Here is a 23,186-nt window from a genome sequence, read left to right as displayed (position 1 = left end):
CCTCAGCCGATCTTGACGCGGGTGTTGGACAGATAATCGTATTCCGGCACCACCAGGTTCAGAGGTGCCGGCCCCTTACGAATGCGGCCGGAGGCGTCGTAGTGCGAGCCGTGGCAGGGGCAGAACCAGCCGCCGTAATCGCCCGCGCCGAAGGTCGGCACGCAGCCCAGGTGCGTGCACGAACCGATGACGACCAGATATTTCTCGTGACCCGGCTTGGTGCGCTCGGCGTCGGTCTGGGGCTGTTTCAGGTCCGGGGCGTGGTCGTCCGCGATGACCTTCTGCAGCTCGGCCGGGGTGCGGTAACGCACGAACACCGGCTTGCCCTGCCATTTGATGACGACCTGCTGGCCTTCCTGAACCTTGGTCAGGTCGAACTCGATCGACGCCAGCGCCAGCGTATCGGCCGCCGGGTTCATCTGGTTGATCAGCGGCCAAGCGATCATGGCGCCCGCGCCGACCGCTGCGGCGCCCGCCGCAATGTAGATAAAGTCCCGACGATTGGGATCACCGCCCTCAGGGCTGTGACCGTCTTCCGTATGCACGACCGATTCGGCCACGTTTCCACCTCTCGAACGCCGCAGAAGACCCCCAAGGGCGTCCCCAGCCACGGCACGAACCAACAAAAGACGCCGGGAATCCCCGACGGCCCGTGACTTGCGCCGCGTTGGACGCAAGCTGCTGACGTTTCTTGCGAAACGCTCGCAAACAGACCGCGACAAACCCCCTCGCCGCGCGTATGTCAGGCCTTAGAATGCGTCTCGCCCTTTTTCAACCGGACATTCCTCAGAACGTCGGAGCCTGCATCCGATTGTCGGCTTGTTTCGGCGTCGATCTGCATGTGATCGAGCCGACGGGCTTCCGTTTCGACGACCGCGCCATGAAGCGCGCGGCCCTTGACTACGGCCCCTTGTCCCACATGACCCGCCACGCCGACTGGGAGGCCTTCCAGGCGGATCGTCCGGCCGGGCGGCTGGTGCTGCTTACGACCAAGGGCGCAACACCCCTGCCCGACTTCGTTTTCCAGCCTGACGACACCCTGCTGTTTGGCAAGGAAAGCGCCGGCGCCCCCGACTATGTCCACGCCGCCGCCGACGCGCGCGTCGTCGTGCCGCTGCGTCCGGAGGCCCGTTCGCTGAACCTGTCGGTCACCGCCGGCATCGCCCTGTGGGAGAGCCTGCGCCAGACCGGCGGAGTCGGATGAACGGAATTTACCTCGTCTGGTAACGCCCTCTACAATCACGCATTGATAAGCAAGCGTCTCCAAGTTCAGCTGCGGGGCGCGAAGCACGATGGACACAACTCCCACCGTGGTGGCGATCATCGTCTTCCTGGTGATCGTCGGGGTCTGGGAACTCAGTCGCAAGCGTCCCAAGCGCCGCCACACACATCGTTCCAATCTCGGCAGCTTCAGGCCCGGCGCCAAGATCGCGGCTCGCCCGCAAGTCGCGACGGCCCAACTCGACACAGTGATGCGCGCCGCCTTTCAGGCTAGGCCTCTGATGTCCCGCGCCGAAGCCTCGGTGTTCTATACTGCCGAACGCGCGATAAAGCGCCTCGACATCAAGGGGCGAGTGATGGCGCAGGTTTCGCTTGGCGAGATTCTGCGGTCGCCAGACGACGAGGCCTTTCGCGCCATTAACAGCAAACGCGTCGATATTCTGGTCATCTCCCAAACCGGATGGCCCCTCGCCGCCGTCGAATACCAGGGCGAAGCCCACTACCAGGGCACGGCCTACGCGCGTGACGCCGTCAAGAAAGCGGCGCTCCAACGCGCCGGGATCGCCTATCTTGAAGTGACGCCCCAACACAGCGCCGAAGATATTGAGCGCGATCTCGCCCGCGTCCTCCAGGGGCATATGGCGCCCGCTTAAGACTCCAGCCGCGCCATCGACGGCCGCTCGCCCGCCTTTGACGCCGCGACGGCCTCGACCGACCGCATGACCCGCAGCAGGTTCTCGCCGGCGATCTTGCGGATGTCGGCCTCGGTCCAGCCCGCCGCCATCAGGGCCGCCAGGATTCGCGGATAGGCGTCCACCCCGCCCATGCCTTCCGGCAGGCTGCCGATACCGTCGAAGTCGGCGCCCAGGCCGACGTGATCGATGCCCGCTGCGTCGCGCACGTGCTGAATATGCGCCACCACGTCGGCCAGGGTCGCCAGAGGCGTCGGATTGGCGGTGGTCCAGGCGGTCAGCCCGGCCTCGACCACGCCGGGATCGCCGGGGTTCAGGGTCTTCAGCCGCGCCTCCTCACCCGCCTTGGCCCCGTTCCAGGCCCGCACCGCCTCGGACACGAAACCGGGAGCCAGGTTGATCATCACGATGCCGCCGTCCTGCGGCATCATTCGCAGCACCCGATCCGGCACATTGCGCGGATGATCCGTGACCGCCCGCGCCGACGAATGGGAGAAGATCACCGGCGCATCGGACACGCGCATGGCGTCCAGCATCGTCTCCTCGGAGACGTGGCTGAGGTCGACCATCATGCCCAACCGGTTCATCTCCTTGACCACCGCCTCACCGAACGGGCTGAGCCCGCCCCATTTCGGCGCGTCCGTCGCGCTGTCGGCCCAGGTCGTGGTCTTGGAGTGGGTCAGGGTCATGTAGCGCGCGCCGGCCCGGTAGAACTCCCGCAGCAGGGCCAGGGAATCGTCGATCGAATAGCCGCCCTCCATCCCGATCAGGCTGGCGATCCGGCCCGATTTGAACACCGCATCCACCTCGTCCGCCGTGGTCGCCAGTCCGAAGGTGTCGGGATGGGCGGCGATGATGCGCTTGGCCGTGTCGATCTGCTCAAAGGTTTCCTCGACCGCCTCCAGCGGCGTCAGGCTGGCGGGCACATAGACGGACCAGAACTGCCCTCCGACGCCCCCGGCCCGCAGGCGCGCGATATCGGTATGCAGTTTGGTCGACGCCGCCAGATTCGTCGTTAGATCAACGGCGTAAACGTCGTTTCCATACTGCTGTCGCAGCGCCCACGGCAGGTCGTTGTGCCCGTCGATCAGCGGCGTGGTCTTCAAAATCTCCATCACCCGCGCCTCATCGGCGTCCTGGGCCTGAACCGCCCCTCCCAGCGCGAGCGAGGCGACGGCGACGGAGACGAGACGGCGGATCATGGGCGGGCTTCCTGAAAACGGCAGACGGCCATTAGCGCCCGCGACTCTGCTTATGACAACCTCGCCGGATGACGCCGCCGCCGCGACGTGGTTCAAGCGCGCCATGAGCGACGCCGTCTTCTCCGATCCGCTCGACCTGAAGAAGGTCGAGACCCGCGCCTGGTTCGAACATCTGCGCGACCGCATCCATGCCGCCTTCGAGGCGCTGGAGGATGCAGCCCCCGCCGACCTGTTCCCCGGCGAACCCGGTCGCTTCGTCCGCACCGCATGGGAGCGGCCCGAGGGCGGCGGCGGCGTCATGGGCATGATGCACGGCCGCCTGTTCGAGAAGGTCGGCGTCCACGTCTCGACGGTGCATGGCGCCTTTCCCGCGGACTACGCCAGGAATGTGCCCGGCGCCGACGTCGATCCGCGCTTCTTCGCGACGGGGATCAGCCTGATCTGCCACCCCGTCAGCCCGCGCATTCCGGCCGTTCATATGAACACGCGCTTCATCGCCACGACCAAGAGCTGGTTCGGCGGCGGCGGCGACCTGACGCCCGTGCTGATGGCGGATCGTCGTCAGGATCACCCCGACACCGTCGCCTTCCACGCCGCCATGCAGGCCGCCTGCGACGCCCACGACCCCACCTGGCACGCCAAATACAAGGCCTGGTGCGACGAGTATTTCTACCTGCCCCACCGCAAGGAGCCGCGCGGCACCGGCGGCGTCTTCTACGATCATCACGACAGCGGCGACTACGACCGAGACTTCGCCTTTACTCGCGACATCGGCCTGGCCTTCCTGGACGTCTATCCCCGCATCGTCGCCAATCGCATGGCAGAGCCTTGGACGGCCGAGGAGCGCGAGGAACAACTGATCCGCCGGGGCCGCTACGTCGAGTTCAACCTGCTCTACGACCGCGGCACCATGTTCGGGCTGAAGACGGGCGGCAACGTCGACTCGATTCTGTCGTCCATGCCGCCGGTGGTGAAGTGGCCCTAGCCCATCGCCTCGACAAACACGTCGCCGGCCCGGCTGCGATACCGTTCGCGGTGTCGTAACAGGCGGAAGGGCCGCTCGGGCAGGGTGAAGGGCGCCGTCACCAGCCGCCCGGCCGCCACCGACGCATAGGCCACGCTTTCCGACAGGGCCGTGGCCCCGGCCCCGGCCTCGGCCGCCGCCAGCACGGCCTCGTTCGACGGCAGGGTCATCGACACCGACAAGGTCGTGGGATCGACCCCAATGTCCCGCACCGCTGCCTCCAGCGTCGATCGCGTGCCCGAGCCGACTTCGCGCAACACCCAAGGCTGGTCCGCCAGATCATTCGCCTCCAGCCGACGTCGCGTCGCCCACGGATGGTCCGGCGTCACCAGCACAGCCAGCCGATCCGACCCCACCTGAACCTGCGACAGGGCCGGTTCGTCCACGGCCCCCTCGACCAGGCCGATCTCGGCAGCGCCGCTCAACACGGCCTGCGCCGCCTCGCGCGTGTTTCCGATCTCGACGGCCAGTTCGACGCCGGGATAGGCGGTGTGGAAATCCACCAGCCGGCGCGGCAGCCAGTAGCTGGCGATGGTCTGGCTCGCGAACACCGCCAGACGCCCGCGCCGCAGGGCGCTCATGTCCGCCAGCGCCGCCCCGGCCGCCGCCGCTCGCGCCAGCACTGCCTTGGCCTCGGGCAGGAAGGCGCGGCCGGTCTCGTTCAGAACGACGCCCCGCCCGACCCGATCGAACAGCCGCACATCATGCTCGGTTTCCAACGCCGCCAGGGCGTTCGACACCGCCGACTGTGTCAGGTTCAGCGCCCTCGCCGCCGCCGTCACATGGTCACGCTCGGCGACGGCGACGAAGATACGCAGGCGGTCCAAGGTCATGATTGATCTCCAAATCGGATTAAAACGACCATAACTATCCGTTAGACCGCCGTCGAGGGCAGGCGCATCAGGCTTGACGATGAAGTCCGCCGCCCTGCCCGCCCCCGTCCACGCGCCCACGCTGGCGTCGGCGACAGCGTTCGGGCGCACGATCCGGCCCGGCGTCATGCTGTGCCTGTTGGTCACTCTGGCCGCCATCGGCCTGACCAGTATCGAGCGCGACGTGATCGGCCATGTCTGGCTGGAGCCGCTGGTGCTGGCCATCCTGCTGGGCGCCGCCGTGCGCACTGCCTGGACGCCCGATGCGCGGTTCAAGGCCGGGATCGACTTCTCGGCCAAGACCTTGCTGGAGGTCGCGGTGGTGCTGCTCGGCGCCTCGGTCAGCGCCGCCACCCTGTCATCGCTGGGCGTCGGCTTCGTCCTGTGCATCTTCGCCCTGGTCGCGCTCGCCATCGTCGTCGGTTTCGGCCTCGGTCGCGCCTTGGGCCTGAACCCACGCATGGCCCTGCTGGTCGCCTGCGGCAACGCCATCTGCGGCAACTCCGCCATCGCCGCCGTCGCCCCCGTCATCGACGCCGATGGAAAAGAAGTCGCCGCCTCCATCGCCTTCACCGCCGTGCTCGGCGTGATCGTGGTTCTGGCCCTGCCCCTGTTTGGCGGCCTGATCCATCTGAACGGCCTGCAATACGGCGCCCTGGCCGGTCTGACCGTCTATGCGGTGCCTCAGGTTCTGGCCGCCGCCGCGCCCTTTGGCGCGGTGGCCACTCAAACCGGCACGGTGGTCAAGCTGGTGCGGGTGCTGATGCTCGGTCCTGTCATCGTCGCCCTGTCGCTGATCTTCCGCGACCGCGCGCCCGGCGCCGCAAAGCCCGGCCTGTCGCGCCTGCTGCCTTGGTTCATCATCGGCTTCCTTATCATGATCGGCCTGCGCTCGTTTGACCTGATTCCGCAGGCCGCGCTCGCGCCCATGGCCGCCGCCTCGGGCCTGCTGACCGTCGTCGCCATGGCCGCTCTGGGTCTCCAGACCGACATCCGCGCCGTCGCCCGCGCCGGCGGCCGCGTCGTCGCCGCCGTCATCCTGTCGCTGGGCGCCCTGGTGGTGCTAGCGCTGGCGTTGATCCGGCTGCTGGGCCTCTAGATCCCGCTGCCGTAGTCCTCGACCGGCGGCGGGGTCAGCAGCAGGAAGGCGCGGATCCAGGCCGTCAGCACGGCCCTGTCGTTGGGCCGCTTCAGACTATCGATCGCCTGATCCGCCACATCGTGCGGGATGCGCGCCCCGCGCCGTCCCTCGATCAGGGCCGCCGCATAGTCCGGCTGAAACTCCGGGTGGCACTGGAACGAGATCGCATCGTCGCCCCAGGCAAGGCCGGCGTACGGCGTGAACCCGCTGGACGCGATCACCCGTGCGTCGTCCGAAACCGCGACCACCTGATCCTGGTGCGATACGGGAATGGCGATCGTGCGCGCCCGAGGATGCATCCACGGCGCATCCTCGCGCACGTTATAGCGGTGCAGGCCCACGCCCCAGCCCTTATGCGATTTCTCCACCACCCCGCCGAACGCATGGGCCAGCGCCTGATGCCCGAAACAGATGCCGACCAGCCGCGTCCGCCCCCGCGCCGCCCTCAGCCAGTCGATCAGCTGCGGGATCCACGGCAGGTCGTCATAGACTCCCGCCGCCGACCCCGTGACGATGGCCCCTTGGAAGACGGAAGGATCCTCGGGCAGATGCCCCGACTGCACGTCGAACCGCGTCGTCGGCACGCCCTCGCCCAGCAAGGCCCGAAACCGCGCGGGATAGTCGTCGAAATCGTCCTTCAGATGCTCCGGCGGGTGTCCGGTTTCCAGAATGGCGATGCGCGTCATGCGATCAACCTAGTGACTGCGGTCAGAAGGTCCAGACCTCGGCCCGTCCGCCCGCTTCACCTAGCGCCCCCGCGACCCAGCCGCAGATCTCGGCCGCGGCTGCTTCCGCGCCCGCCGGCGGATTGACCACCACCATGGCGCAGCCGTTCATCTTCATCGGATTGGTCAGCGGCCTCAGCCGCGCCTCGGCGACCAGGGTCGGCCCCGCCTTGCCTTGCAGCCGCCGGATAAAGCCGTCGAAGGTCTCCAGATCCTTCAGCGGCGTCCAGATCGCCGCCGTCGCCGTCGAATCTCGCCTCACCACCGAAATCGCGGTCTCGGCCGAGCGAATATAGTCGTCGGGCTTTTCGAACGGCGGGTCGATCAGGACCAGCGGCCCGCGCACCTTCGCCGCCTCCGCGACCACCACCGCATAGCCGTCGCCCTCGCGCGCCTCGGCGTACGCACGCCCCGTCAGCGCCTCGGCCAGCATGGCCCGCACCGGCGGGTTCAACTCGAGCCCAACGTAGCGACCGCCGGGCGTCAGCGCGTCCGCGATCAGCAACGGCGACCCCGGATAGAACCGCGCCCCGCCCTCAGGATTCAGCGCCGCCACCTCGGCCGCCAGCGCATCCATCAGCGGCGTCCGCCCGTCGGCGGACATCAGCCGCGCCACGCCGGCCTCGGCCTCCCTGGACCGCGCGCCGTCGCCCGAAAGATCGTACAGCCCCGCCCCAGCATGGGTATCGAACACCGTCAGCGGCCCGGCCGCCTGCCGCGCCTTCACCAACCACAGCACCAGGGCGTGCTTGACCAGGTCGGCGAAGTTTCCGGCGTGAAAGCTGTGGCGATAGTTCATGCCGCCTCGTCTCGCGCCCGGCCCGCGCGGTCAAGCGGAACTCGCGCGCCAGACACGGCGTTCGGCCTAAGTCCTTGTACGGAAAGATGCGATGGCCGCCAAAACCACCCTCACCGACGCGCAACGCAAGCCGCCCAAGGGCGTCGCGACCCAGGCCAAACGGGGTCTCGACCTGCGCGACAAGCACGACCGGGGCGGCACTGAGGTCGGCGTACGCCGCGCCCATCAGTTGGCGGATCAGAAGCCCGTCTCGGACAAGGACATCAAGGACATCTACAGCTATTTCGCCCGCCACACCGTGGACAAGGACGGCAAGGGCTGGGGCAGCCGCACCGATCCTTCCGCCGGCTATATCGCCTGGCTGCTGTGGGGCGGCGACCCGGCCGAACGCTGGATCAAACGGCTGCATGACCGTCTCGAAAAGGCGAACGGCTGATGGCCGACGGATCGCACGCCTTCGACATCGCCGCCGAAGTCCCCCAAGGCCTCAGCTATTGCAGCGACGAGTTCGCAGGCCTGACGCGCCGCCGCGCCGGCAAGGGTTGGTCCTATCGCGACGCCAAGGGCAAGACCGTCACGGACGCCAAGACCCTGGCCCGCATCCGCGCCCTGGCCATTCCGCCTGCCTGGACTGACGTCTGGATCTGTCCCAAGGCCAACGGCCATATCCAGGCGACCGGCCGGGATGTGAAGGGCCGCAAACAATACCGCTATCACAACGACTGGAGCACGGCCCGCTCCGAGAACAAGTTTGACAAGCTGCCCGCCTTCTCGCGCAACCTGCCGAAACTGCGCGAGAAGGTCGAACACGACCTGGCCCTTCGCGGCGTCTGTCGCGACAAGGTGCTGGCGACAGCCGTGCGCCTGCTCGAGATCACCCTGATCCGGGTCGGCAACTCCATCTACGCCAAACAGAACCGCAGCTACGGCCTGACGACCCTGCACAAGCGCCACATCGATGTGGATGGTGCGGCCCTGACGTTCGAGTTTCGAGGCAAGAGCGGCAAGGATCACAGCGTCAGCGTCAAGGACCGCCGCCTGGCCAAGGTCGTGCGACAGCTGGAAGGCCTGCCCGGCCAGCAGCTGTTCAAATACCGCGCGGCCGACGGCACGCTGTGCCCGGTCGATTCCGATGATGTGAACGCCTACATCCGCGAGGCGATGGGCGAGCAGTTCTCGGCCAAGGACTTCCGCACCTGGGCCGGCACCGTCTCGGCGGCGCGGGCGCTGCGCGACACCGAGGCCCCGACCTCGCCCACCGACGCCAGGCGAAAGATCACCGTCTGCGTGAAGGCCGTCGCCGGCCTCTTGGGCAACACCCCCACCGTCTGCCGCGCTTCCTACGTCCACCCCAAGGTCTTCGCCCTGTTCGAAAGCGGCGAAATCGGCAAGGCCTTGCCGGGGTCGGAGACCAAGGGGTTCGAAAAGGCGCTGATCAAACAGCTGCTGGCGGTGTGACGCGGTTGGCGGCTTAAATTCGGCGCGGCGTCTTCTGAACCCACGCCGTCAGCCCTATCTTCGCCCCATGCCCATCGCCCATCTCGACAGTCGCGCCCTGATCTCCGTCACGGGCGAGGAGGCGAAACTCTTCCTGCACAATCTGCTGACCCAGGATGTGGAGACGCTGGTCGACGGGGAACTGCGGTTTGGCGCCCTGCTCTCGCCCCCCGGCCGGCTGCTGTTCGACCTGTTCATCCTGGGCGAGAATGGCGGCGTTTTGCTGGATGTCGCGACTGAGCGCCGCGACGCCCTGCTCCAGCGCCTGTCGATGTACAAGCTGCGCGCCAAGGTTAAGGTCGCCGCTGACGACCGCCCGGTCTTCGCCGCTTGGTCCGAGGCCCCCGCCGGCTTCATCCCCGACCCCCGCACGTCCCTGATGGGCGGCCGCCTCTATGGCGAGGCGACTGCAGGCGCCGCCGAGGCCGACTACGACGCACACCGCCTGTCGATCGGCCTGCCCGATCCGACCGCCGACGCGCCCCAGGACAAGACCTATCCGATCGAGGCCGACTTCGACCTGCTGAACGGCATTGATTTCCAGAAGGGCTGTTTCGTCGGCCAGGAAACGACCTCGCGCATGAAGCGCCGGGGCACGATCAAGAACCGGATGCTGCCACTGGACTTCGACGGCCCGCCCCCCGCCTTCGGCGCCGAGGTGCTGAAGGGCGAACTGCGCGCGGGCGAAGTCCTCTCGGGGCAGGACGGTTCGGTCATGGCCCTGCTGCGCGTCGACCGCCTCGACGGCGACCTGACCGTGGACGGCCGCCCGGTGCGCTTGCGCAAACCCGCCTGGATGGGCGAGGACGTCCTCCCCTCCTCCAACGCGTGAGTCCACCATGAAGATCGCCGATCAGATCGTCCTCGTCACCGGCGGGGCGCGCGGCGTCGGCGCCGCCTGCGTCCGCGCCTTCGCCCATGAAGGCGCTCGCGTCGTCATCAACTGGAGGAACAGCGGCGAGGCCGCGAACGCCTTGGCCGCCGAGATCGGCGAGCGCGCCCTCGCCCTCCAGGCCGACGTGACCGACCGGGCCGCTGTGGACGCCATGGTCGCGGCGGCGCAAGGCCGTTTCGGCGCCCCCGTCACCACTGTCGTCAACAATGCCCTGGACTACAGCTTCAACGGCGACGCCCGGTCCCAGATGACCGCCATCGGCTGGGACGAGATGGATCGCCAGTTCTCGACCGTCGTGCGCGGCGCCCTGAACCTGATCCAGGCGACCGCGCCCAACATGGCCGCGGCCCGGTTCGGCCGCATCGTCAACATCGGCACCAACCTGTTTCAAAATCCGGTCGTGCCCTACCACGACTACACCGCCGCCAAGGCCGCCCTGCTCAGCCTGACCCGCACCGCCGCCGGGGACCTCGGCCCTGACGGCATCACCGTCAACATGGTCTCGGGCGGTCTCCTGCGCACCACCGACGCCAGCGCCGCCACGCCAGAGGCTGTGTTCGACCTGATCGCCGGCATGACCCCGCTGCGCAGCGTCACGACCCCGCAAGAGTTCGCCGACGCCGTCCTGTTCTTCGCCTCGCCGTGGAGCCGCGCGGTCACCGGCCAGAACTTGGTCGTGGACGGCGGGTTGGTCCGGGACTGAAGCCCGCGACCTTCCTTCTCCCGTTGGGAGAACGGTGGCCCGCAGGGCCGGATGAGGGTCGGGCGGTAGACCAGTTCGCTTGGACCCGGCCCTCACCCTTTTGCGCCAGAACGACGGCTATCGCCGCCGTGCGCTCAAGCCCTCTCCCAATGGGAGAGGGATCAAACGGCGCCATCCATCGCATCGCCGCGCAACTTCCACCAACATTTCCGCCACTTGCCGCCCGACAGCGTCAATCGACCAGCCCCCGCCGCCGACGCCCATACAATGCGTGGTTTTAAGCCGGAGACCGCAAAACCTGACATCCACCCGAGCCCAGCCTCCGAGACTAGACGAATTAGACACTTTAGACGGTGTTTTTCCTCCGTCGCCCCGACGCCGAACGCCCTTTCCTCGATCGGAACAGACTGGCAACTTAACGCCATGACCGACTCACACGCCCCAGAGGCTCTCGGCGGCCGATGCGGCTGGTGCGGGACCGACCCGCTCTATGTCGCCTATCACGACACCGAATGGGGCGTGCCTGAGCGCGATCCCCGCGCCCTGTGGGAAAAGCTGGTCCTCGACGGCTTCCAGGCCGGCCTTGCCTGGATCACCATCCTCAGAAAACGCGAGGGCATCCGCGACGCCTTCGACGGTTTCGATCCCGAGATCGTCGCCTGCTATGATGAGGCAGACATCGAGCGCCTGCTGGGCGATCCCCGCATCATCCGCTCGCGCGCCAAGATCAACGCCGCCATCCGGGGCGCCCAGATCTGGCTTCAGATGCGCGATGACGGCGAGGACTTCTCCGCCTGGCTCTGGTCCTTCGTCGGCGGCGAGCCGATCCAGACCCCCTACGCCGACTATCGCCAGGCCCCGACCCAGACCGAACAATCCGTCGCCATGGCCAAGGCCCTGAAGAAACGCGGCTTCAACTTCTGCGGCCCGGTCATCGTCTACGCCTTCATGCAGGCCGTCGGCATGGTCAACGATCACCAGACGACCTGCTTCCGTCACGCCCAGGTTCGTGCGATGGCGGGCCATGGCTAAAGCCCCCGCGAATCCGAAAGCCTTCCCGACCCTCGCGCTAGAAACGGTGCTGATGCAGCGGGTCAACGGTCACGTCTGCGGCGTGGACGAGGCCGGGCGCGGTCCGTGGGCCGGTCCGGTCTCCGCGGCGGCTGTGATCCTGAACCCTGACGACCTGCCGCCGGGCATCGACGATTCCAAGGCCCTGACCGAAAAGCGCCGCGCCGCCCTGGAGCCCGAGATCAAGGCCCGCGCCGTCGCCTGGGGCGTCGGCTTCGCCTCGGTGGACGAGATCGAGGAACTGAACATCCTGCACGCCACGGGTCTGGCCATGTGCCGCGCCATTGAGGCCTTGCAGGTCCAGCCGGTCGCCGCCCTGGTCGACGGCAACTATCGCTTCAACCTTCCCTGCGAAATCCAGACGGTCGTCGGCGGCGACGGGTTGTCGCTATCCATCGCAGCGGCCTCCATCCTGGCCAAGACCGCGCGGGATCGTTTGATGATCGATCTGGACGCCCAGTATCCCGGGTACGGCTTCGCCAGCCACAAGGGCTACAACGCCCCGATCCACCAGAACGCTTTGAAAACCTTGGGCCCCTGCCCCGCTCATCGGCGCAGCTGGTCGCCGATCAAGGCGCTGTTGCAGGAGGCCTGACGCCGCTTTCAGATGTGCAGGAAGCCGCCCAGCAGCGCGCCCATCAGAGCCGCCACAGCCGCCCCGGCGATCGCCATCATCCAGCGCGGCGGCGGCGCCACCTCCGGCTCCACGTCGATGTGTTCGACGGGCTGAACCGCCTCGACCGGGCGGGCGTAACGCGCGGCGTTGTGGGTGAAGGTCGCATCCGCCGTCCGCGGCGCCCACGAGCGCGGCTCGGCCGCCGGACGCAAACGATAGTCGTCGGGGCGATCGGTCTTGGGGGCGGTGTACGGGTGCGGTTGCATAGTCCCACAACGGCACGCAGCGATTCGCGTTCCGCCCTACCCTCCGTTGTTTTTATTGGTGTCTATGCGGCCACGGGCAAGGAGACCGGCCGCTCCGTCACCACGAACAGGTGCTCGACATTCTTGAGCCGCCCGACCTGCCCGACCTTCTCGCCCTTGGGATTATGGATCCCGATCCGGGCGCCGACATAGCGCGGATGCGCCATCTCCAGGACCTGCACATGGCCTCGCGCCGACAGCATCTCGACCAGGTCGGCGCGGCTCAGATACCCCTCGTCGTTGAAGCTGACGATCAGGTTCGGCGCCTTGACCCGCTCGATCACCGTCCGCAGCGCCGGGCCGATGCCGGGCCGACTGTTGAAGGCGCTCTTGCGCGTCCTCACGTCCACCCGCTTGTTGGCGACCCCATAGGTCTCGGGCCGGTCCCACAGCACCAGGCTCTCCCAGCAATGGTAGTTGCCCAGATAGGAATGCTGGTTGTAGGGCGGGTCCAGGTAAACCAGGTCCGCCTCGACCTGTTCGGCGATCTCGACCGCATCGCCCTGGGTCGCGCGGCACGGCCCGTCCACCGCCGGAACCAGATCCGGCGTGCGCAGCTCCAGCGTCTTCAGCGCCCTCGGCGCCCACTGCTTCATATAGGCCATCTGAACCCCGGCGGTGGAATCCACCCGGTCCGCCGCCTCCATCAGGCTGACCAGGGCGATGGCCTTGAGTTCCGGCTCCAGTCCCATGACCTCGATCCGGTCGCGCATGGCGTCGATCCGCGCACCGTTGTCCGGGTGGAAATACCGCGCATCCTGACAAAAGGCCTGGGTGAACCAGCCCGCCTCTGGCTTCACCCTCCGCAGCTCGGCCAGCACGCCCTCGGCCCGCTCGACCCACCGTTCCCGATCCGCCTGGACATAGGTCGTCGCCAAGGCGTGGGCATAGGCGTTCAGGTCGTTCGACCAGACCTGAAACCCCTTCTTCTTCAGGGCGTGCCCGACCCGCGCCGTGCCCGAAAACAGATCGCAAACCCGCCCGCCCTGCGGCAGCACCCCCGCCACCGCACCCGTCACATGCCCCAGCAGGGCGCGCTTGGAGCCGATATATTTGATCATGACACGGCCCGACTCATCGCGGCAGCATAGCGGGTTGCAGCGAAGCGCGAGAGGGGCCGCGTCGACAGCCCCCGCAGCCTTAGAACTTGCGGCTTACGCCCAGAGACACGACCCACGGATCGAGGTTCACGCTGGACTTCAGGGCGCCGTCGTTGATCTTGGCGTCGGTCTCGAACCAGACCTTCTTGACGTCGACGTTCAGGCTCCAGGGCCCCTGAATGCCAACGTCCGCGCCCGCTTGAAGCGCGTAGCCGAAACCGTCGTCCAGATCGACGGTAAAGCCGTTCTTGTCCTTGCCGCTGTAGAACAGCATGTAGTTCACGCCAGCGCCGACATAGGGGCTGAAGCTCCCCTGGCTCAGGGGGCGGTACTGCAGGGTGACCACTGGCGGCAGGACCCAGGTCTCATGCACGGCCACGTCCGTCGCGCCGCCCTGGGCGCGAATATCGTGCTGGGTCGTGCCCAGGATCGCCTCAACCGCGAAGTGATCGGTCAGGAAGTAGGTAAAGCCCAGGGTCGGCATGACGCTGTCGCCCACATCCACCTTCAGGCCCGTGTCCGCGCCCGCGGCCATGGTGATGGCGTCATCGGCCTGGGAGAAGACGTCTGTGACGCGCCCGCTCACAAGGAAGTCGCCCTTCTTCGGGGCCTCCCAGGCGACGGATGTCTGAGCGAAGGCCGGCGCCGCGCAGGCGGTGAAGGCGACGGCGGCAAGCAGCAGGGTCTTGGTATTCATCTTCTGATCCCCGACGCCCTGGCCGCCTCGTGCGGCCTTCGTCAGGCGTCTGAGCGGGGATGTGCGCCCCGGTGGACGCCTCGGCCTTGATCCAGCGCAAATCGTTCAAGGGGTGGACAATCTGTCCATTCACACCACCCGCGCATGCCTCTGCTGGAGAGCCGCCGCACCGGGATCGAAGGCGGCGCAAACCGCCCTGACGAACGGACGGCCCAAGTCGGTCACCGCCACCACCGTCCCGTCGATCCGCACCAGACCATCGTCGACGAAGCGCTCCAACAGGGACCAGGCGCCGGCGACGTCCGACAGGTCCCGACCGCGACGCCGGACGATGGGCGCGAGATCGACGACGAAATCGCACATCAGCCGCTCGATGATCTCGCTGACGAACATGTCGCGTTCGGTCAGGGCGACGCCTCGGGCGACCGGTAGATCGCCCGCCTCGACAGCGCGGCGCCAATCTAGTTCCTGCGCGTGGTTTTGCACGAAACCCTTGGCCGTGCGGCTGATCGACGAGGCGCCCAGGCCGATCAGCACCTCTGCGGCGTCGGTGGTGTAGCCCTGGAAGTTGCGATGCAGCCGTCCGGCCCGGTCCGCCGCCGCCAACCCATCGTGCGGCAGGGCGAAATGATCCAGCCCGATCGCCTGCCACCCCTTGCCGACCAGATAGCGGGCCGCCGCCTGGCTCTGGGCGAAGCGCGCTTCGGCGTCCGGCAGGTCGGCGTCGTTGATCAGCCGCTGATGCGGCTTCATCCACGGCACATGGGCATAGCCGAACAGGGCGATCCGTTCCGGCCTCAGCGTCGTGACCTGGCCCAGGGTGGTGATGACGTTCTCGACGGCCTGAAGCGGCAGGCCGTACATCAGATCCAGGTTGAGGGAGGTCACGCCCTGCCCACGCAAGGCTTCGGCCGCCCAGCGGATGGTCTCGAAACGTTCGGGCCGGTTCACCGCCGCCTGGACACGCGGCGACAGGTCCTGCACCCCCAGACTGGCGCGGCTCAGGCCGATGCGGCCCGCCGCCTCGACCCATTCCTGCGTCAGGACTTCGGGATCCAACTCGGCGGCGACCTCGAAACAGTCGCCCAGGTCGAACCGCGCGGACAGACCGGCGAACAGTCGCTCAAGATCGTCCGGCGACAGCATGTTCGGGGTGCCGCCGCCGAGATGGATCGAACCGACGCGGACCGGGCGGCCGATCCGCGTCAGAACCAGATCCGCCTCGCGCAGCAGTAGATCGACATAGCTGGAGATGACGCCCGCCCGGTTCACCGCCCGGGTGTTGCAGCCGCAGTACCAACACAGCCGCTTGCAGAACGGCAGGTGCAGATACAGCGAGACCGGCTGATCGGAGGGCGCGCGCCCCAGCCAGTCGGCCCATTCGCCAGGTCCGACGGCAGGCGTGAACTGGGCCGCCGTCGGATAGGAGGTATAGCGCGGCGCATGGGCGTCATAGCGCGCGATCAGGTCGCGAACGGACAGGCGCGCGGGGCTAGAGAGGGACATCGCCCTCTTTCGATGCGTCGGGCGTGGACAGGCCGGCGTCCCCTTCGTCGAACAGATGGAACTCGTGCCACAGGCCGTTCAGCACGCCGAAACCGACGGCCAGGCCAAGCCCCAGGATCCAGGAAAAATACCACATGGTTCTGCGCTCCTAAGGGTCAGTACAGGTCGGGGTTGGTCTTGAGGGCGGCGGTCGACGTCCGGCCCCACAGCACGCGATAGACCCAGGCGGTGTAGAGCAGCACCAGAGGCAGGAAGATCGCCGTGACAATCAGCATGATGAACAGGGTCAGATGGCTGGATGAAGCGTTCCACACCGTCAGGCTGGACTGAGGATTGACCGAGCTGGGCAGGATGAACGGGAACATCGACAGGCCGACGGTGGAGATGATGCCGACGGCCGACAGTGACGATCCGCCGAACGCCAGCGGCGCGGACCGCCGCCACATGCCGACCAGGCCGACCAGCGCGCCCAGGAAGCCCAGGGCCGGTGCGATCAGCATCCACGGATAGCGGCCGTAGTTGTCCAGCCAGGCGCCGGGCGCGGCCTGGACCGTCGTGCGAAGCGGATTGGAGAAGCCGTTGACGTCCAGCGCGCCGGTGATCCGGTAGCCCAGGCCGCCGTAAGCGACATACAGTCCGCCGACCGCGAACAGGATCAGGGCCAGAACAGCGGCGACCGTGCCGAACAGACGCGCCCGCTCCATCACCGGGCCGGCCTCGGCCTTGACCGACAACCAGGCCGCGCCGTGCAGGACCAGCATGGCCACCGACAACAGGCCGGCGATCAGGCTGAAGGGGGTGAACAGGCCGAGCAGCGTACCGTCGTAGAAGGACCGCAGGTCGCCATCCAGATGGAAGGGCGCGCCCAGCAGGACGTTGCCCACAGCCACCCCGAACACCAGCGCCGGAACGAAGCCGCCGATGAACAGGCACCAGTCCCAGAACGACCGCCACTTCGGCGACGCCCGCTTGGAGCGATATTTGAACGACACCGGCCGCAGGATCAGCGCGGACAGCACCAGGAACATGGCCAGGTAGAAGCCCGAGAAGCTGACCGCGTAGACGAAGGGCCAGGCGGCGAAGATCGCGCCGCCGCCCAGGATGAACCACACCTGGTTGCCTTCCCAGGTGGCGCCGACGGTGTTGATCACCATGCGGCGCTCCTCATCCGTCTTGGCGACGAAGGGTAGAAGGGCGCCGACGCCCAGGTCGAAACCGTCGGTCAGGGCGAAGGCGATCAGAAGCACGCCCAGCAGCCCCCACCAGATCAGGCGAAGCGTGGCGAAGTCGAGGGGAAGATCCATTGTCGGATGTCCTAAGGTCTTGGGTCAGGCCACGGCGGGCGCGGGAACGCGCTCGGCGGGCGCTTCGGGGCTGGGTTCGCCGAACGTCTCCTGTTCGTGGAACGGCCCCTTCTTGATGGCGAAGAGCATCAGCCGCACCTCGACCACCGCCAGCGCGCCATACAGCAGGGTGAAGCCGACGATCGTGGCCCAAAGCTGCGGCACGGTCAGGGACGAGGCGCCCAGGAATGTGGGCAGCACGCCCTCCACCGCCCAGGGCTGGCGGCCGAACTCGGCCAAGATCCAACCGAACTCGATGGCGATCCATGGCAGCGGGATGGCCAGGACGGCTAGCCGCAGGAACCACTTCGTCTGATGCTTGCGCAGGGTGCAGAGCACGAAGGCCGTACCGAACAGGGCGATCATGAACATCCCGATGCCCGCCATGATGCGGAAGCTCCAGAACAGGGCCGGGACGTTGGGCACGGTCTCCCACGCGGTCTGCTGGATTAGCGCAGGCGTGGCCTGGCGGGGATCGGCGACGTGGCGCTTCAGCAGCAGGCCATAGCCCAGGTCGCGGCGGTGGGTCTCGAACACGCCGCGCGCGACGGGATCGGCCGGGTTCGCCTTGACCTTCTCCAGCGCATCGTAGGCGATGACGCCGGATTCGATGCGGTCCTCAGCCGTGACGACCAGCTCGAAGATGCCTTCGACGGGCTTGTCGATAGTGCGGGTGGCGATCAGCCCCATGATCCACGGCACGTGAACGCCGAAATGGGTCTCGCGGTCCTTCATCGAGGGAACGCCGATCAGCGTCAGACCGGCGGGCGCCGGCTCGGTGTGCCACATGGCCTCCAGGGAGGCGAGCTTCATCTTCTGGTTATCGGTAAGATTGTAGCCGGACTGGTCGCCCAGCACGACGGCCGACAGCGACGCCGCCAGACCGAACGCCGAGGCGACCGTCATCGATCGCTTGGCGAAGCCGACGTGCTTGCCACGCAGCAGATAGAAGGCCGACACGCCCAGCACGAAGACCGAGGCGCAGACGTAACCGGCGCTGACGGTGTGAACGAACTTGGCCTGGGCCACCGGGTTGAACAACACGGCCATGAAGTCCGTGACCTCCATCCGCATCGTGTCGGGATTGAAGGCGGCGCCGACCGGGTTCTGCATCCAGCCGTTGGCGATCAGAATCCACAGCGCCGACAGATTAGTGCCCAGCGCGACCATGAAGGTGACGAACAGGTGGGCGTGCGGCTTCAGCTTGTCCCAGCCGAAGAACATCAGGCCGACGAAGGTCGCCTCCAGGAAGAAGGCCATCAGCCCTTCGATCGCCAGTGGCGCGCCGAAGATGTCGCCGACATAGTGGCTGTAGTAGCTCCAGTTCATGCCGAACTGGAACTCCATGGTGATGCCGGTCGCGACGCCCAGCACGAAGTTGATGCCGAAGCAGACGCCCCAGAACCGGGTGATCGTCCGCCAGATTGGCCGGCGGGTCATCACATAGATCGACTCCATGATGACCAGCATGAACGACAGCCCCAGCGTCAGGGGCACGAAGAGGAAGTGGTAAAGGGCCGTCAGCGCAAACTGCAGCCGGGACAGGTCGACGACCGCGAGGTCGATCATGGCGTTGCTCCGAGGAATCGGTCTGCTCGACCGACGTTTCGATGGCCGTAGAAGGTGGGCAGGACGCCCGCCTTGATCTCGATCAAAGCGCCGACAAACGCCGGCCCCTATTGGACGCTTGGTCCTTGGACATTTCGTCCAACGACGTTTCGCCCAATGGCGCGCGGCCTGCGCCGAGCGCTGGAGTCCGTTGATGAGCGCCGTGCCAATCGCCCCTGTCTCTGCGGCCGCCTGGCTGAAGCAGACCGGTCGTCCGTGGAAGCGGCTGACCCTGCTGGCTGGCGTGCTGACCATTGCGGACGTCGCGCCCGCGATCGGGTTCGCGCTAGGGCTGGCTTTGACGATTTCCAGCCTGACCGTATCGCCGGCCGCCGCCGCGCCGTGGCTGGCTTTAGCCGTGTTCAGTCTGATCGCGCGCGGCCTAATCGGCCAGGCCGCCGTGATCGTCGGCGCGAAGCTGGGTCGGGCGATAAAGACCGACGTCCGAGGCCGCCTGTTGTCGGACCTGTTCGGGCGAGGACGACGATCCAGCGCGCAGATGACGGCCCTGGTCGAGGGGGTCGGCGCCCTGGACGGCTACTATTCGCGGTTTGCACCCTTGCGCCTCGCCGCAGGCGTTTCGCCGCTGCTGATCATCGCTGCCGCCGCGATCGCCAGCCCGGTGTCGGCGGGCATCCTGCTATTCACGCTTTTCCCGTTCATCGTCGGCATGGCCCTGGCGGGCACGGCTGCGGCGGGCGAAAGCCGTCGTCAATTTCAGGCGCTTGAACGGCTGTCCGGCCTGTTCATCGACCGTATCCGCACCCTGCCCGCCATTCTCGCCTTCGACGCTGTGGGCCGCACGACGGTGCAGATCGCCCAGGCTTCGGACGAGCTGGAGCGCCGCACCGCCCGCGTCATGCGCATCGCCTTCCTGTCGTCGGGCGTGCTGGAGTTCTTCTCAGCCTTGTCGGTCGCGCTGATCGCCGTCTATTGCGGCTTCAACCTGTTGCGGCTGCTGCCCTTCCCGGTTCCCGAGACCCTGGACCTGTCGCGCGCCTTCTTCGTTCTGGCCCTGGCGCCCGAAGTCTATGCGCCGCTACGCCGCCTGGCCGCCGCCTATCATGATCGCCAGGCCGCCGAGGCCGCAGCCCCATCCCTGATCACGCCAGACCCGCACCTGACCCAGCGCGCGTCCATCGGCGATCTGGCGCCCGCCATCCATTTCCGCGATGTCGCCATCGCTTATGAAGGCTCAGCGCCGGTCATCGACGGGTTCGATCTCGACGTCGCGCCGGGTCAGATCGTGGCGCTGGTGGGCACCAGCGGCGCGGGCAAGTCCAGCCTTCTGCATCTGCTGCTGGGCCTTGCACCCTTGACGCGCGGCGAGGTCGAGGTGGGCGGCGCGCGGCTCAGCCAGTGCGGCGACATCGCCGGGCGGGTCGCCTGGGCCAGCCAGCACCCGATGGTGACGCCTGGAACCCTGGCCGAGAACATCGCCCTGGCGGATCGCACCGCCTGCCCCGGCCGCATCGCCCTGGCCGCGCGCACGGCGGGCCTGTTCGGCGATCTGGATCGCCCCATCGACGAGCGTGGCGGCGGTCTGTCGGGCGGCGAGCGCCGTCGCCTGGGCCTGGCGCGCGCCATCCTGAAGCGGGCGCCGCTTCTGGTGCTGGACGAGCCGACCGCCAATCTGGATCCTGCCTCGGAACGCGCCATGCTGGACGTCATCCGTCAGGCCGCGCGCGGGCGCACCACCCTGATCGCCACCCACTCCCCAGCCGTCGCCGCCCTGGCCGACCGCGTGGTGACGCTATGAGCGTCCCGTCACGCATCGCCGGCCTGATCGCCGCCCAAACTCAGGCCCAGCGCGCCCGGCTTCGGCTCGCTGCGGCCGGCGGCGCTGTCGTCTCGGTGGCGGCCGTCGGCCTGTTGGGGCTGTCGGGCTGGTTCATCACGGGCGCGGCGTTTGCGGGCCTGGCGGGCGCGGCGGCCGCCCAGAGCTTCAACTATATGATGCCCAGCGCCATCATCCGCCTGCTGGCCATCGTCCGCACCGGCGGCCGCTATGTCGAGCGCGTCGCGGGCCATGAGGCTGCCTTGAAGGCGCTCGCCCGCCTGCGCCCGCAGTTGTTCGACGCCATCGCCACAGGCCCGGCCGAGCGCGCACTGAACCTGTCGTCCGGCGAGGTCTCGGCCCGGCTGGTTCAGGACGTGGACGCGGTGCAGACCCTCTTCGTGCGCCGCTCGGCGCCCTGGAGCCTGGGCGCCGGCGCCGTTTCCGCCGTGCTGTTGGCCAGCCTCGCCTCCCCCTTGGCCGGCGCGGCCCTGCTCGGCGCCATGCTCGCAGCGGTTTTGGGCGGCGTTCTGATCGCTCGCCGCCTCGCCGATCCCGCTGGGCGAGCGGTGCAGACCGGCGCCGGCGCGCTGAAGGATCGCCTCGCCGCCTTGGAGGCCGCCGCGCCCGAACTGAAGGCCTACGGGCTTGACGACTGGGCGTGCGCGCAGGTCGCGCGGGTCGCCGCCGATCACGACGCGGCGCAGATCGCCCTGACCCGATCGGGCGGCTGGATGGCCGTGTGGCAGGCGGCGGCCAGCGCCCTCGCGGTCGGCGTCGTCATCCCCGCCGCGTCCTCCGCCGACCTGCCGCTGATCGCGCTGGCAGCCCTGGCGGCGGTCATGGGTGTCGAATCCGCCGCAGGGCTGGTCGTCGCCCTGCAGCAGAACGGGTCTGCCGCCCAGGCCCTGTCTCGCCTCGACGCCGCCATGCCCACGGCCTCCCCCCTCCATGGCCGACCGATCAGCGGCGCGGCGCTCGGTCTCGCAAACCTTGGCGCCGACCTGTCGCCGCCCTTCCGCCTCGGCGTCTTCGGTCCCTCCGGCGCAGGCAAGACGACCCTGATCGAACGCCTGATCGGGCTGAGGACGCCCCAGGCCGGCGAGATGCGGCTGGGTGGAATGGACGCCGTCGACATCGCGCCGGAGGATCGGCGTCGGCTGTTCGCCTATGCGGCGCAGGACGTCCGTCTACTGAACGGATCGGTGCGCGAGAACCTTCTGCTTGCTGGGCCCGCCGACGATGCGGCCCTGTGGGCGGCGCTGGACGACGCCGCGCTGGGTGACCGGCTCCGCGCCGAACCGCTGGGCCTGGATACCCCCGTCGGACCGAACGGCGAGCGGCTATCCGGCGGGGAAAGACGGCGTCTTGGCCTGGCGCGCGCCTATCTGCGCGATGCGCCCTGGCTGGTGCTGGACGAACCCACTGAGGGTCTGGACGCCGCGACGGAGGCGCAGGTCCTGGACCGCCTTCAGAACCGCCTGGCCGCGCGGGGGCAAGGCCTGATCTTGGTCAGCCACCGGGCGCCGCCGATGGCGCTCTGCGAACGATCGATTCGGGTCGAAGGCCTGGCCAGCGACGGACATATTCGTCTGACCTGCTCTCCAGCCGACTTGGCCGCCTAGGATGCGCCGTTCGCCATGTCTTTCAGGCGGTCAGGGCGCTCGATCCGCAAGTCGTGCAGAGAAACGGCATGGATGACGCCGCTGGTCTTCAACTTGGTCAGCTCTCGACTGACGGTCTCGATCGTCAGTCCGAGATAGTCCGCGATCTCGGATCGGGTCATCGGCAGTCGCACGGCATTGTCGCCGGAGGGACGCAAGGGATCGCGCGACAGCATCGTCACCAGGAAGCTGGCCAGGCGTTCACGCGCAGTCTTGCGACCGAGCAGAAGCATCTGATCCTGCGCCGCCGTCAGCTCATGCATCGCCCGGCTAAGCAAGGCCGCTTCCAGACTGGGCCGCTCCCGCGCCAGGGCGCGATATTCCGAGGCCCGGAAGCGACATACGGTCGTGTCCTCGATCGCCTCCGCAGAGAAGGCGTAGGTTTCCCCCGCCGTCAGTCCGACGAAATCGCCTGCGAACAGGAAGCCGGTGATCTGGCGGCGACCGTCGGGCAGAAGCTTGTAGATCCGCACAGCGCCCGAGGTGATGTTGAAGACACTGGCGGCGGGTTCATCTTCGCTGGCCATGACATCGCCCGCCGCCAAGACGATCCGCTCGGCGATGGCGTCCAGCCGCACGAGGTCATCGCCGGGAAGGCTGGCGCAGACGCTGAAGGCGCGCGCGCCGCAGCTTGAGCAGACGGAGTTCTCCAGTCTGTTGTCGCAGGCGGCGGTCAGGGCGCGCAGTTCAAGCATTCAGCCTCCATGATCCAGCCATGACTAGACCCA

25 protein-coding genes are annotated in these 23,186 nt (G+C 67.7%); 12 read left to right on the top strand and 13 right to left on the bottom strand.

Features of this window, described 5'->3' with window-relative positions; translation table 11 throughout:
• Positions 1 to 2: 2 nt before the first annotated feature.
• Complete coding sequence (gene petA / locus JX001_RS07130; protein ID WP_205682886.1) at positions 3 to 560, bottom strand: ubiquinol-cytochrome c reductase iron-sulfur subunit; 558 nt, start codon at positions 558 to 560, stop codon at positions 3 to 5.
• A gap of 194 nt (positions 561 to 754) precedes the next feature.
• Between petA and JX001_RS07125 the strand changes: the two genes are divergently transcribed.
• Positions 755 to 1,204: a tRNA (cytidine(34)-2'-O)-methyltransferase gene (locus JX001_RS07125; protein WP_205682885.1), complete on the top strand. Its 450-nt coding sequence runs from the start codon at positions 755 to 757 to the stop codon at positions 1,202 to 1,204.
• A 106-nt stretch (positions 1,205 to 1,310) separates the two neighbouring features.
• Positions 1,311 to 1,874 (top strand): DUF2726 domain-containing protein, encoded by a 564-nt coding sequence (locus tag JX001_RS07120; RefSeq protein WP_205682884.1) that lies wholly within the window; start codon positions 1,311 to 1,313, stop codon positions 1,872 to 1,874.
• On the opposite strand, the gene JX001_RS07115 is transcribed toward JX001_RS07120, so the two are convergent.
• Positions 1,871 to 3,115, bottom strand: coding sequence for a dipeptidase (locus JX001_RS07115; RefSeq protein ID WP_205682883.1), 1,245 nt, complete (start codon positions 3,113 to 3,115; stop codon positions 1,871 to 1,873). The genes JX001_RS07120 and JX001_RS07115 overlap by 4 nt on opposite strands.
• 103 nt (positions 3,116 to 3,218) lie before the next feature.
• Here JX001_RS07115 and hemF point away from each other — a divergent pair, with 103 nt between their 5' ends.
• Positions 3,219 to 4,100, top strand: coding sequence for an oxygen-dependent coproporphyrinogen oxidase (gene hemF / locus JX001_RS07110; RefSeq protein ID WP_205683114.1), 882 nt, complete (start codon positions 3,219 to 3,221; stop codon positions 4,098 to 4,100).
• Here the strand turns inward: hemF and JX001_RS07105 are convergent.
• On the bottom strand, positions 4,097 to 4,972 hold the full coding sequence (locus JX001_RS07105) for a LysR family transcriptional regulator (protein WP_205682881.1): 876 nt from the start codon (positions 4,970 to 4,972) through the stop codon (positions 4,097 to 4,099). The genes hemF and JX001_RS07105 overlap by 4 nt on opposite strands.
• A 79-nt stretch (positions 4,973 to 5,051) precedes the next feature.
• On the opposite strand from JX001_RS07105, the gene JX001_RS07100 reads away from it, so the two are divergent.
• On the top strand, positions 5,052 to 6,110 hold the full coding sequence (locus tag JX001_RS07100) for a YeiH family protein (protein WP_241004825.1): 1,059 nt from the start codon (positions 5,052 to 5,054) through the stop codon (positions 6,108 to 6,110).
• On the opposite strand, the gene JX001_RS07095 is transcribed toward JX001_RS07100, so the two are convergent.
• Both JX001_RS07095 and rlmJ read right to left on the bottom strand, forming a co-directional pair.
• The gene (locus JX001_RS07095; protein ID WP_205682880.1) at positions 6,107 to 6,838 is read right to left on the bottom strand and encodes a glutamine amidotransferase-related protein; all 732 of its coding nucleotides are present in this window, start codon (positions 6,836 to 6,838) and stop codon (positions 6,107 to 6,109) included. The two genes, JX001_RS07100 and JX001_RS07095, sit on opposite strands and share 4 nt — an antisense overlap.
• A 22-nt stretch (positions 6,839 to 6,860) precedes the next feature.
• A complete protein-coding gene (rlmJ, locus tag JX001_RS07090; protein WP_205682879.1) occupies positions 6,861 to 7,676 on the bottom strand; it encodes a 23S rRNA (adenine(2030)-N(6))-methyltransferase RlmJ in 816 nt (271 codons plus the stop codon).
• Between the two features lie 91 nt (positions 7,677 to 7,767).
• Here rlmJ and JX001_RS07085 point away from each other — a divergent pair, with 91 nt between their 5' ends.
• The 6 genes from JX001_RS07085 (at position 7,768) to rnhB (ending at position 12,437) form a co-directional block, all read left to right on the top strand.
• Positions 7,768 to 8,112, top strand: coding sequence for a hypothetical protein (locus JX001_RS07085; protein WP_066550731.1), 345 nt, complete (start codon positions 7,768 to 7,770; stop codon positions 8,110 to 8,112).
• Positions 8,112 to 9,134 (top strand): DNA topoisomerase IB, encoded by a 1,023-nt coding sequence (locus JX001_RS07080; RefSeq protein ID WP_205682878.1) that lies wholly within the window; start codon positions 8,112 to 8,114, stop codon positions 9,132 to 9,134. The genes JX001_RS07085 and JX001_RS07080 overlap by 1 nt, the downstream gene beginning before the upstream one ends.
• 67 nt (positions 9,135 to 9,201) lie before the next feature.
• Positions 9,202 to 10,005, top strand: a complete 804-nt coding sequence (gene ygfZ / locus JX001_RS07075; protein WP_205682877.1) for a CAF17-like 4Fe-4S cluster assembly/insertion protein YgfZ — start codon at positions 9,202 to 9,204, stop codon at positions 10,003 to 10,005.
• 7 nt (positions 10,006 to 10,012) lie between these two features.
• Complete coding sequence (locus tag JX001_RS07070; RefSeq protein WP_205682876.1) at positions 10,013 to 10,771, top strand: 3-oxoacyl-ACP reductase; 759 nt, start codon at positions 10,013 to 10,015, stop codon at positions 10,769 to 10,771.
• Positions 10,772 to 11,194: 423 nt separating this feature from the next.
• Entirely contained in the window at positions 11,195 to 11,803 is a 609-nt protein-coding gene (locus JX001_RS07065) for a DNA-3-methyladenine glycosylase I (RefSeq protein WP_205682875.1), read from the top strand.
• A complete protein-coding gene (rnhB, locus tag JX001_RS07060; protein WP_434082632.1) occupies positions 11,796 to 12,437 on the top strand; it encodes a ribonuclease HII in 642 nt (213 codons plus the stop codon). The genes JX001_RS07065 and rnhB overlap by 8 nt, the downstream gene beginning before the upstream one ends.
• 8 nt (positions 12,438 to 12,445) lie before the next feature.
• On the opposite strand, the gene JX001_RS07055 is transcribed toward rnhB, so the two are convergent.
• From JX001_RS07055 to JX001_RS07025, 7 genes are all read right to left on the bottom strand, one after another.
• On the bottom strand, positions 12,446 to 12,724 hold the full coding sequence (locus JX001_RS07055) for a hypothetical protein (protein ID WP_205682874.1): 279 nt from the start codon (positions 12,722 to 12,724) through the stop codon (positions 12,446 to 12,448).
• Positions 12,725 to 12,786: 62 nt separating this feature from the next.
• On the bottom strand, positions 12,787 to 13,824 hold the full coding sequence (locus JX001_RS07050) for a DNA adenine methylase (protein ID WP_205682873.1): 1,038 nt from the start codon (positions 13,822 to 13,824) through the stop codon (positions 12,787 to 12,789).
• A 79-nt stretch (positions 13,825 to 13,903) separates the two neighbouring features.
• A complete protein-coding gene (locus tag JX001_RS07045) occupies positions 13,904 to 14,560 on the bottom strand; it encodes an OmpW/AlkL family protein (RefSeq protein WP_205682872.1) in 657 nt (218 codons plus the stop codon).
• A 129-nt stretch (positions 14,561 to 14,689) separates the two neighbouring features.
• A complete protein-coding gene (gene hemN, locus JX001_RS07040) occupies positions 14,690 to 16,066 on the bottom strand; it encodes an oxygen-independent coproporphyrinogen III oxidase (protein WP_205682871.1) in 1,377 nt (458 codons plus the stop codon).
• Positions 16,053 to 16,202 (bottom strand): cytochrome bd-I oxidase subunit CydX, encoded by a 150-nt coding sequence (gene cydX, locus JX001_RS07035; protein ID WP_017504187.1) that lies wholly within the window; start codon positions 16,200 to 16,202, stop codon positions 16,053 to 16,055. The genes hemN and cydX overlap by 14 nt, the downstream gene beginning before the upstream one ends.
• Before the next feature lie 19 nt (positions 16,203 to 16,221).
• On the bottom strand, positions 16,222 to 17,370 hold the full coding sequence (gene cydB, locus JX001_RS07030; RefSeq protein ID WP_205682870.1) for a cytochrome d ubiquinol oxidase subunit II: 1,149 nt from the start codon (positions 17,368 to 17,370) through the stop codon (positions 16,222 to 16,224).
• A 24-nt stretch (positions 17,371 to 17,394) separates the two neighbouring features.
• Positions 17,395 to 18,975, bottom strand: a complete 1,581-nt coding sequence (locus JX001_RS07025; RefSeq protein ID WP_205683111.1) for a cytochrome ubiquinol oxidase subunit I — start codon at positions 18,973 to 18,975, stop codon at positions 17,395 to 17,397.
• 196 nt (positions 18,976 to 19,171) lie between these two features.
• On the opposite strand from JX001_RS07025, the gene cydD reads away from it, so the two are divergent.
• Positions 19,172 to 20,776 (top strand): thiol reductant ABC exporter subunit CydD, encoded by a 1,605-nt coding sequence (gene cydD, locus JX001_RS07020; protein ID WP_205682869.1) that lies wholly within the window; start codon positions 19,172 to 19,174, stop codon positions 20,774 to 20,776.
• A complete protein-coding gene (locus JX001_RS07015) occupies positions 20,773 to 22,419 on the top strand; it encodes an amino acid ABC transporter ATP-binding/permease protein (protein ID WP_205682868.1) in 1,647 nt (548 codons plus the stop codon). Before cydD ends, JX001_RS07015 begins: the two co-directional genes overlap by 4 nt.
• Here the strand turns inward: JX001_RS07015 and JX001_RS07010 are convergent.
• Entirely contained in the window at positions 22,416 to 23,153 is a 738-nt protein-coding gene (locus JX001_RS07010) for a helix-turn-helix domain-containing protein (protein WP_112862464.1), read from the bottom strand. The two genes, JX001_RS07015 and JX001_RS07010, sit on opposite strands and share 4 nt — an antisense overlap.
• Positions 23,154 to 23,186 lie beyond the last annotated feature (33 nt).

This window comes from Brevundimonas fontaquae, from assembly GCF_017086445.1.
Classification (GTDB): domain Bacteria; phylum Pseudomonadota; class Alphaproteobacteria; order Caulobacterales; family Caulobacteraceae; genus Brevundimonas; species Brevundimonas fontaquae.
The sequence above is the reverse complement of the archived record's forward strand: the minus strand, read 5'-3'. Positions and strand labels throughout refer to the sequence as shown.

Excerpts from the sequence above, each read along its gene's own strand:
- cydB (WP_205682870.1), bottom strand. The coding sequence starts at position 17,370 with ATGGATCTTCCCCTCGACTTCGCCACGCTTCGCCTGATCTGGTGGGGG.
- rnhB (WP_434082632.1), top strand. The coding sequence starts at position 11,796 with ATGGCTAAAGCCCCCGCGAATCCGAAAGCCTTCCCGACCCTCGCGCTA.
- ygfZ (WP_205682877.1), top strand. The coding sequence starts at position 9,202 with ATGCCCATCGCCCATCTCGACAGTCGCGCCCTGATCTCCGTCACGGGC.
- hemN (WP_205682871.1), bottom strand. The coding sequence starts at position 16,066 with ATGTCCCTCTCTAGCCCCGCGCGCCTGTCCGTTCGCGACCTGATCGCG.
- JX001_RS07050 (WP_205682873.1), bottom strand. The coding sequence starts at position 13,824 with ATGATCAAATATATCGGCTCCAAGCGCGCCCTGCTGGGGCATGTGACG.
- JX001_RS07045 (WP_205682872.1), bottom strand. The coding sequence starts at position 14,560 with ATGAATACCAAGACCCTGCTGCTTGCCGCCGTCGCCTTCACCGCCTGC.
- JX001_RS07095 (WP_205682880.1), bottom strand. The coding sequence starts at position 6,838 with ATGACGCGCATCGCCATTCTGGAAACCGGACACCCGCCGGAGCATCTG.
- JX001_RS07065 (WP_205682875.1), top strand. The coding sequence starts at position 11,195 with ATGACCGACTCACACGCCCCAGAGGCTCTCGGCGGCCGATGCGGCTGG.
- JX001_RS07105 (WP_205682881.1), bottom strand. The coding sequence starts at position 4,972 with ATGACCTTGGACCGCCTGCGTATCTTCGTCGCCGTCGCCGAGCGTGAC.
- JX001_RS07080 (WP_205682878.1), top strand. The coding sequence starts at position 8,112 with ATGGCCGACGGATCGCACGCCTTCGACATCGCCGCCGAAGTCCCCCAA.
- hemF (WP_205683114.1), top strand. The coding sequence starts at position 3,219 with ATGAGCGACGCCGTCTTCTCCGATCCGCTCGACCTGAAGAAGGTCGAG.
- cydX (WP_017504187.1), bottom strand. The coding sequence starts at position 16,202 with ATGTGGTATTTTTCCTGGATCCTGGGGCTTGGCCTGGCCGTCGGTTTC.
- JX001_RS07085 (WP_066550731.1), top strand. The coding sequence starts at position 7,768 with ATGGCCGCCAAAACCACCCTCACCGACGCGCAACGCAAGCCGCCCAAG.
- cydD (WP_205682869.1), top strand. The coding sequence starts at position 19,172 with ATGAGCGCCGTGCCAATCGCCCCTGTCTCTGCGGCCGCCTGGCTGAAG.
- JX001_RS07015 (WP_205682868.1), top strand. The coding sequence starts at position 20,773 with ATGAGCGTCCCGTCACGCATCGCCGGCCTGATCGCCGCCCAAACTCAG.
- JX001_RS07115 (WP_205682883.1), bottom strand. The coding sequence starts at position 3,115 with ATGATCCGCCGTCTCGTCTCCGTCGCCGTCGCCTCGCTCGCGCTGGGA.
- JX001_RS07070 (WP_205682876.1), top strand. The coding sequence starts at position 10,013 with ATGAAGATCGCCGATCAGATCGTCCTCGTCACCGGCGGGGCGCGCGGC.
- JX001_RS07125 (WP_205682885.1), top strand. The coding sequence starts at position 755 with ATGCGTCTCGCCCTTTTTCAACCGGACATTCCTCAGAACGTCGGAGCC.
- rlmJ (WP_205682879.1), bottom strand. The coding sequence starts at position 7,676 with ATGAACTATCGCCACAGCTTTCACGCCGGAAACTTCGCCGACCTGGTC.
- JX001_RS07100 (WP_241004825.1), top strand. The coding sequence starts at position 5,052 with ATGAAGTCCGCCGCCCTGCCCGCCCCCGTCCACGCGCCCACGCTGGCG.
- JX001_RS07055 (WP_205682874.1), bottom strand. The coding sequence starts at position 12,724 with ATGCAACCGCACCCGTACACCGCCCCCAAGACCGATCGCCCCGACGAC.
- JX001_RS07010 (WP_112862464.1), bottom strand. The coding sequence starts at position 23,153 with ATGCTTGAACTGCGCGCCCTGACCGCCGCCTGCGACAACAGACTGGAG.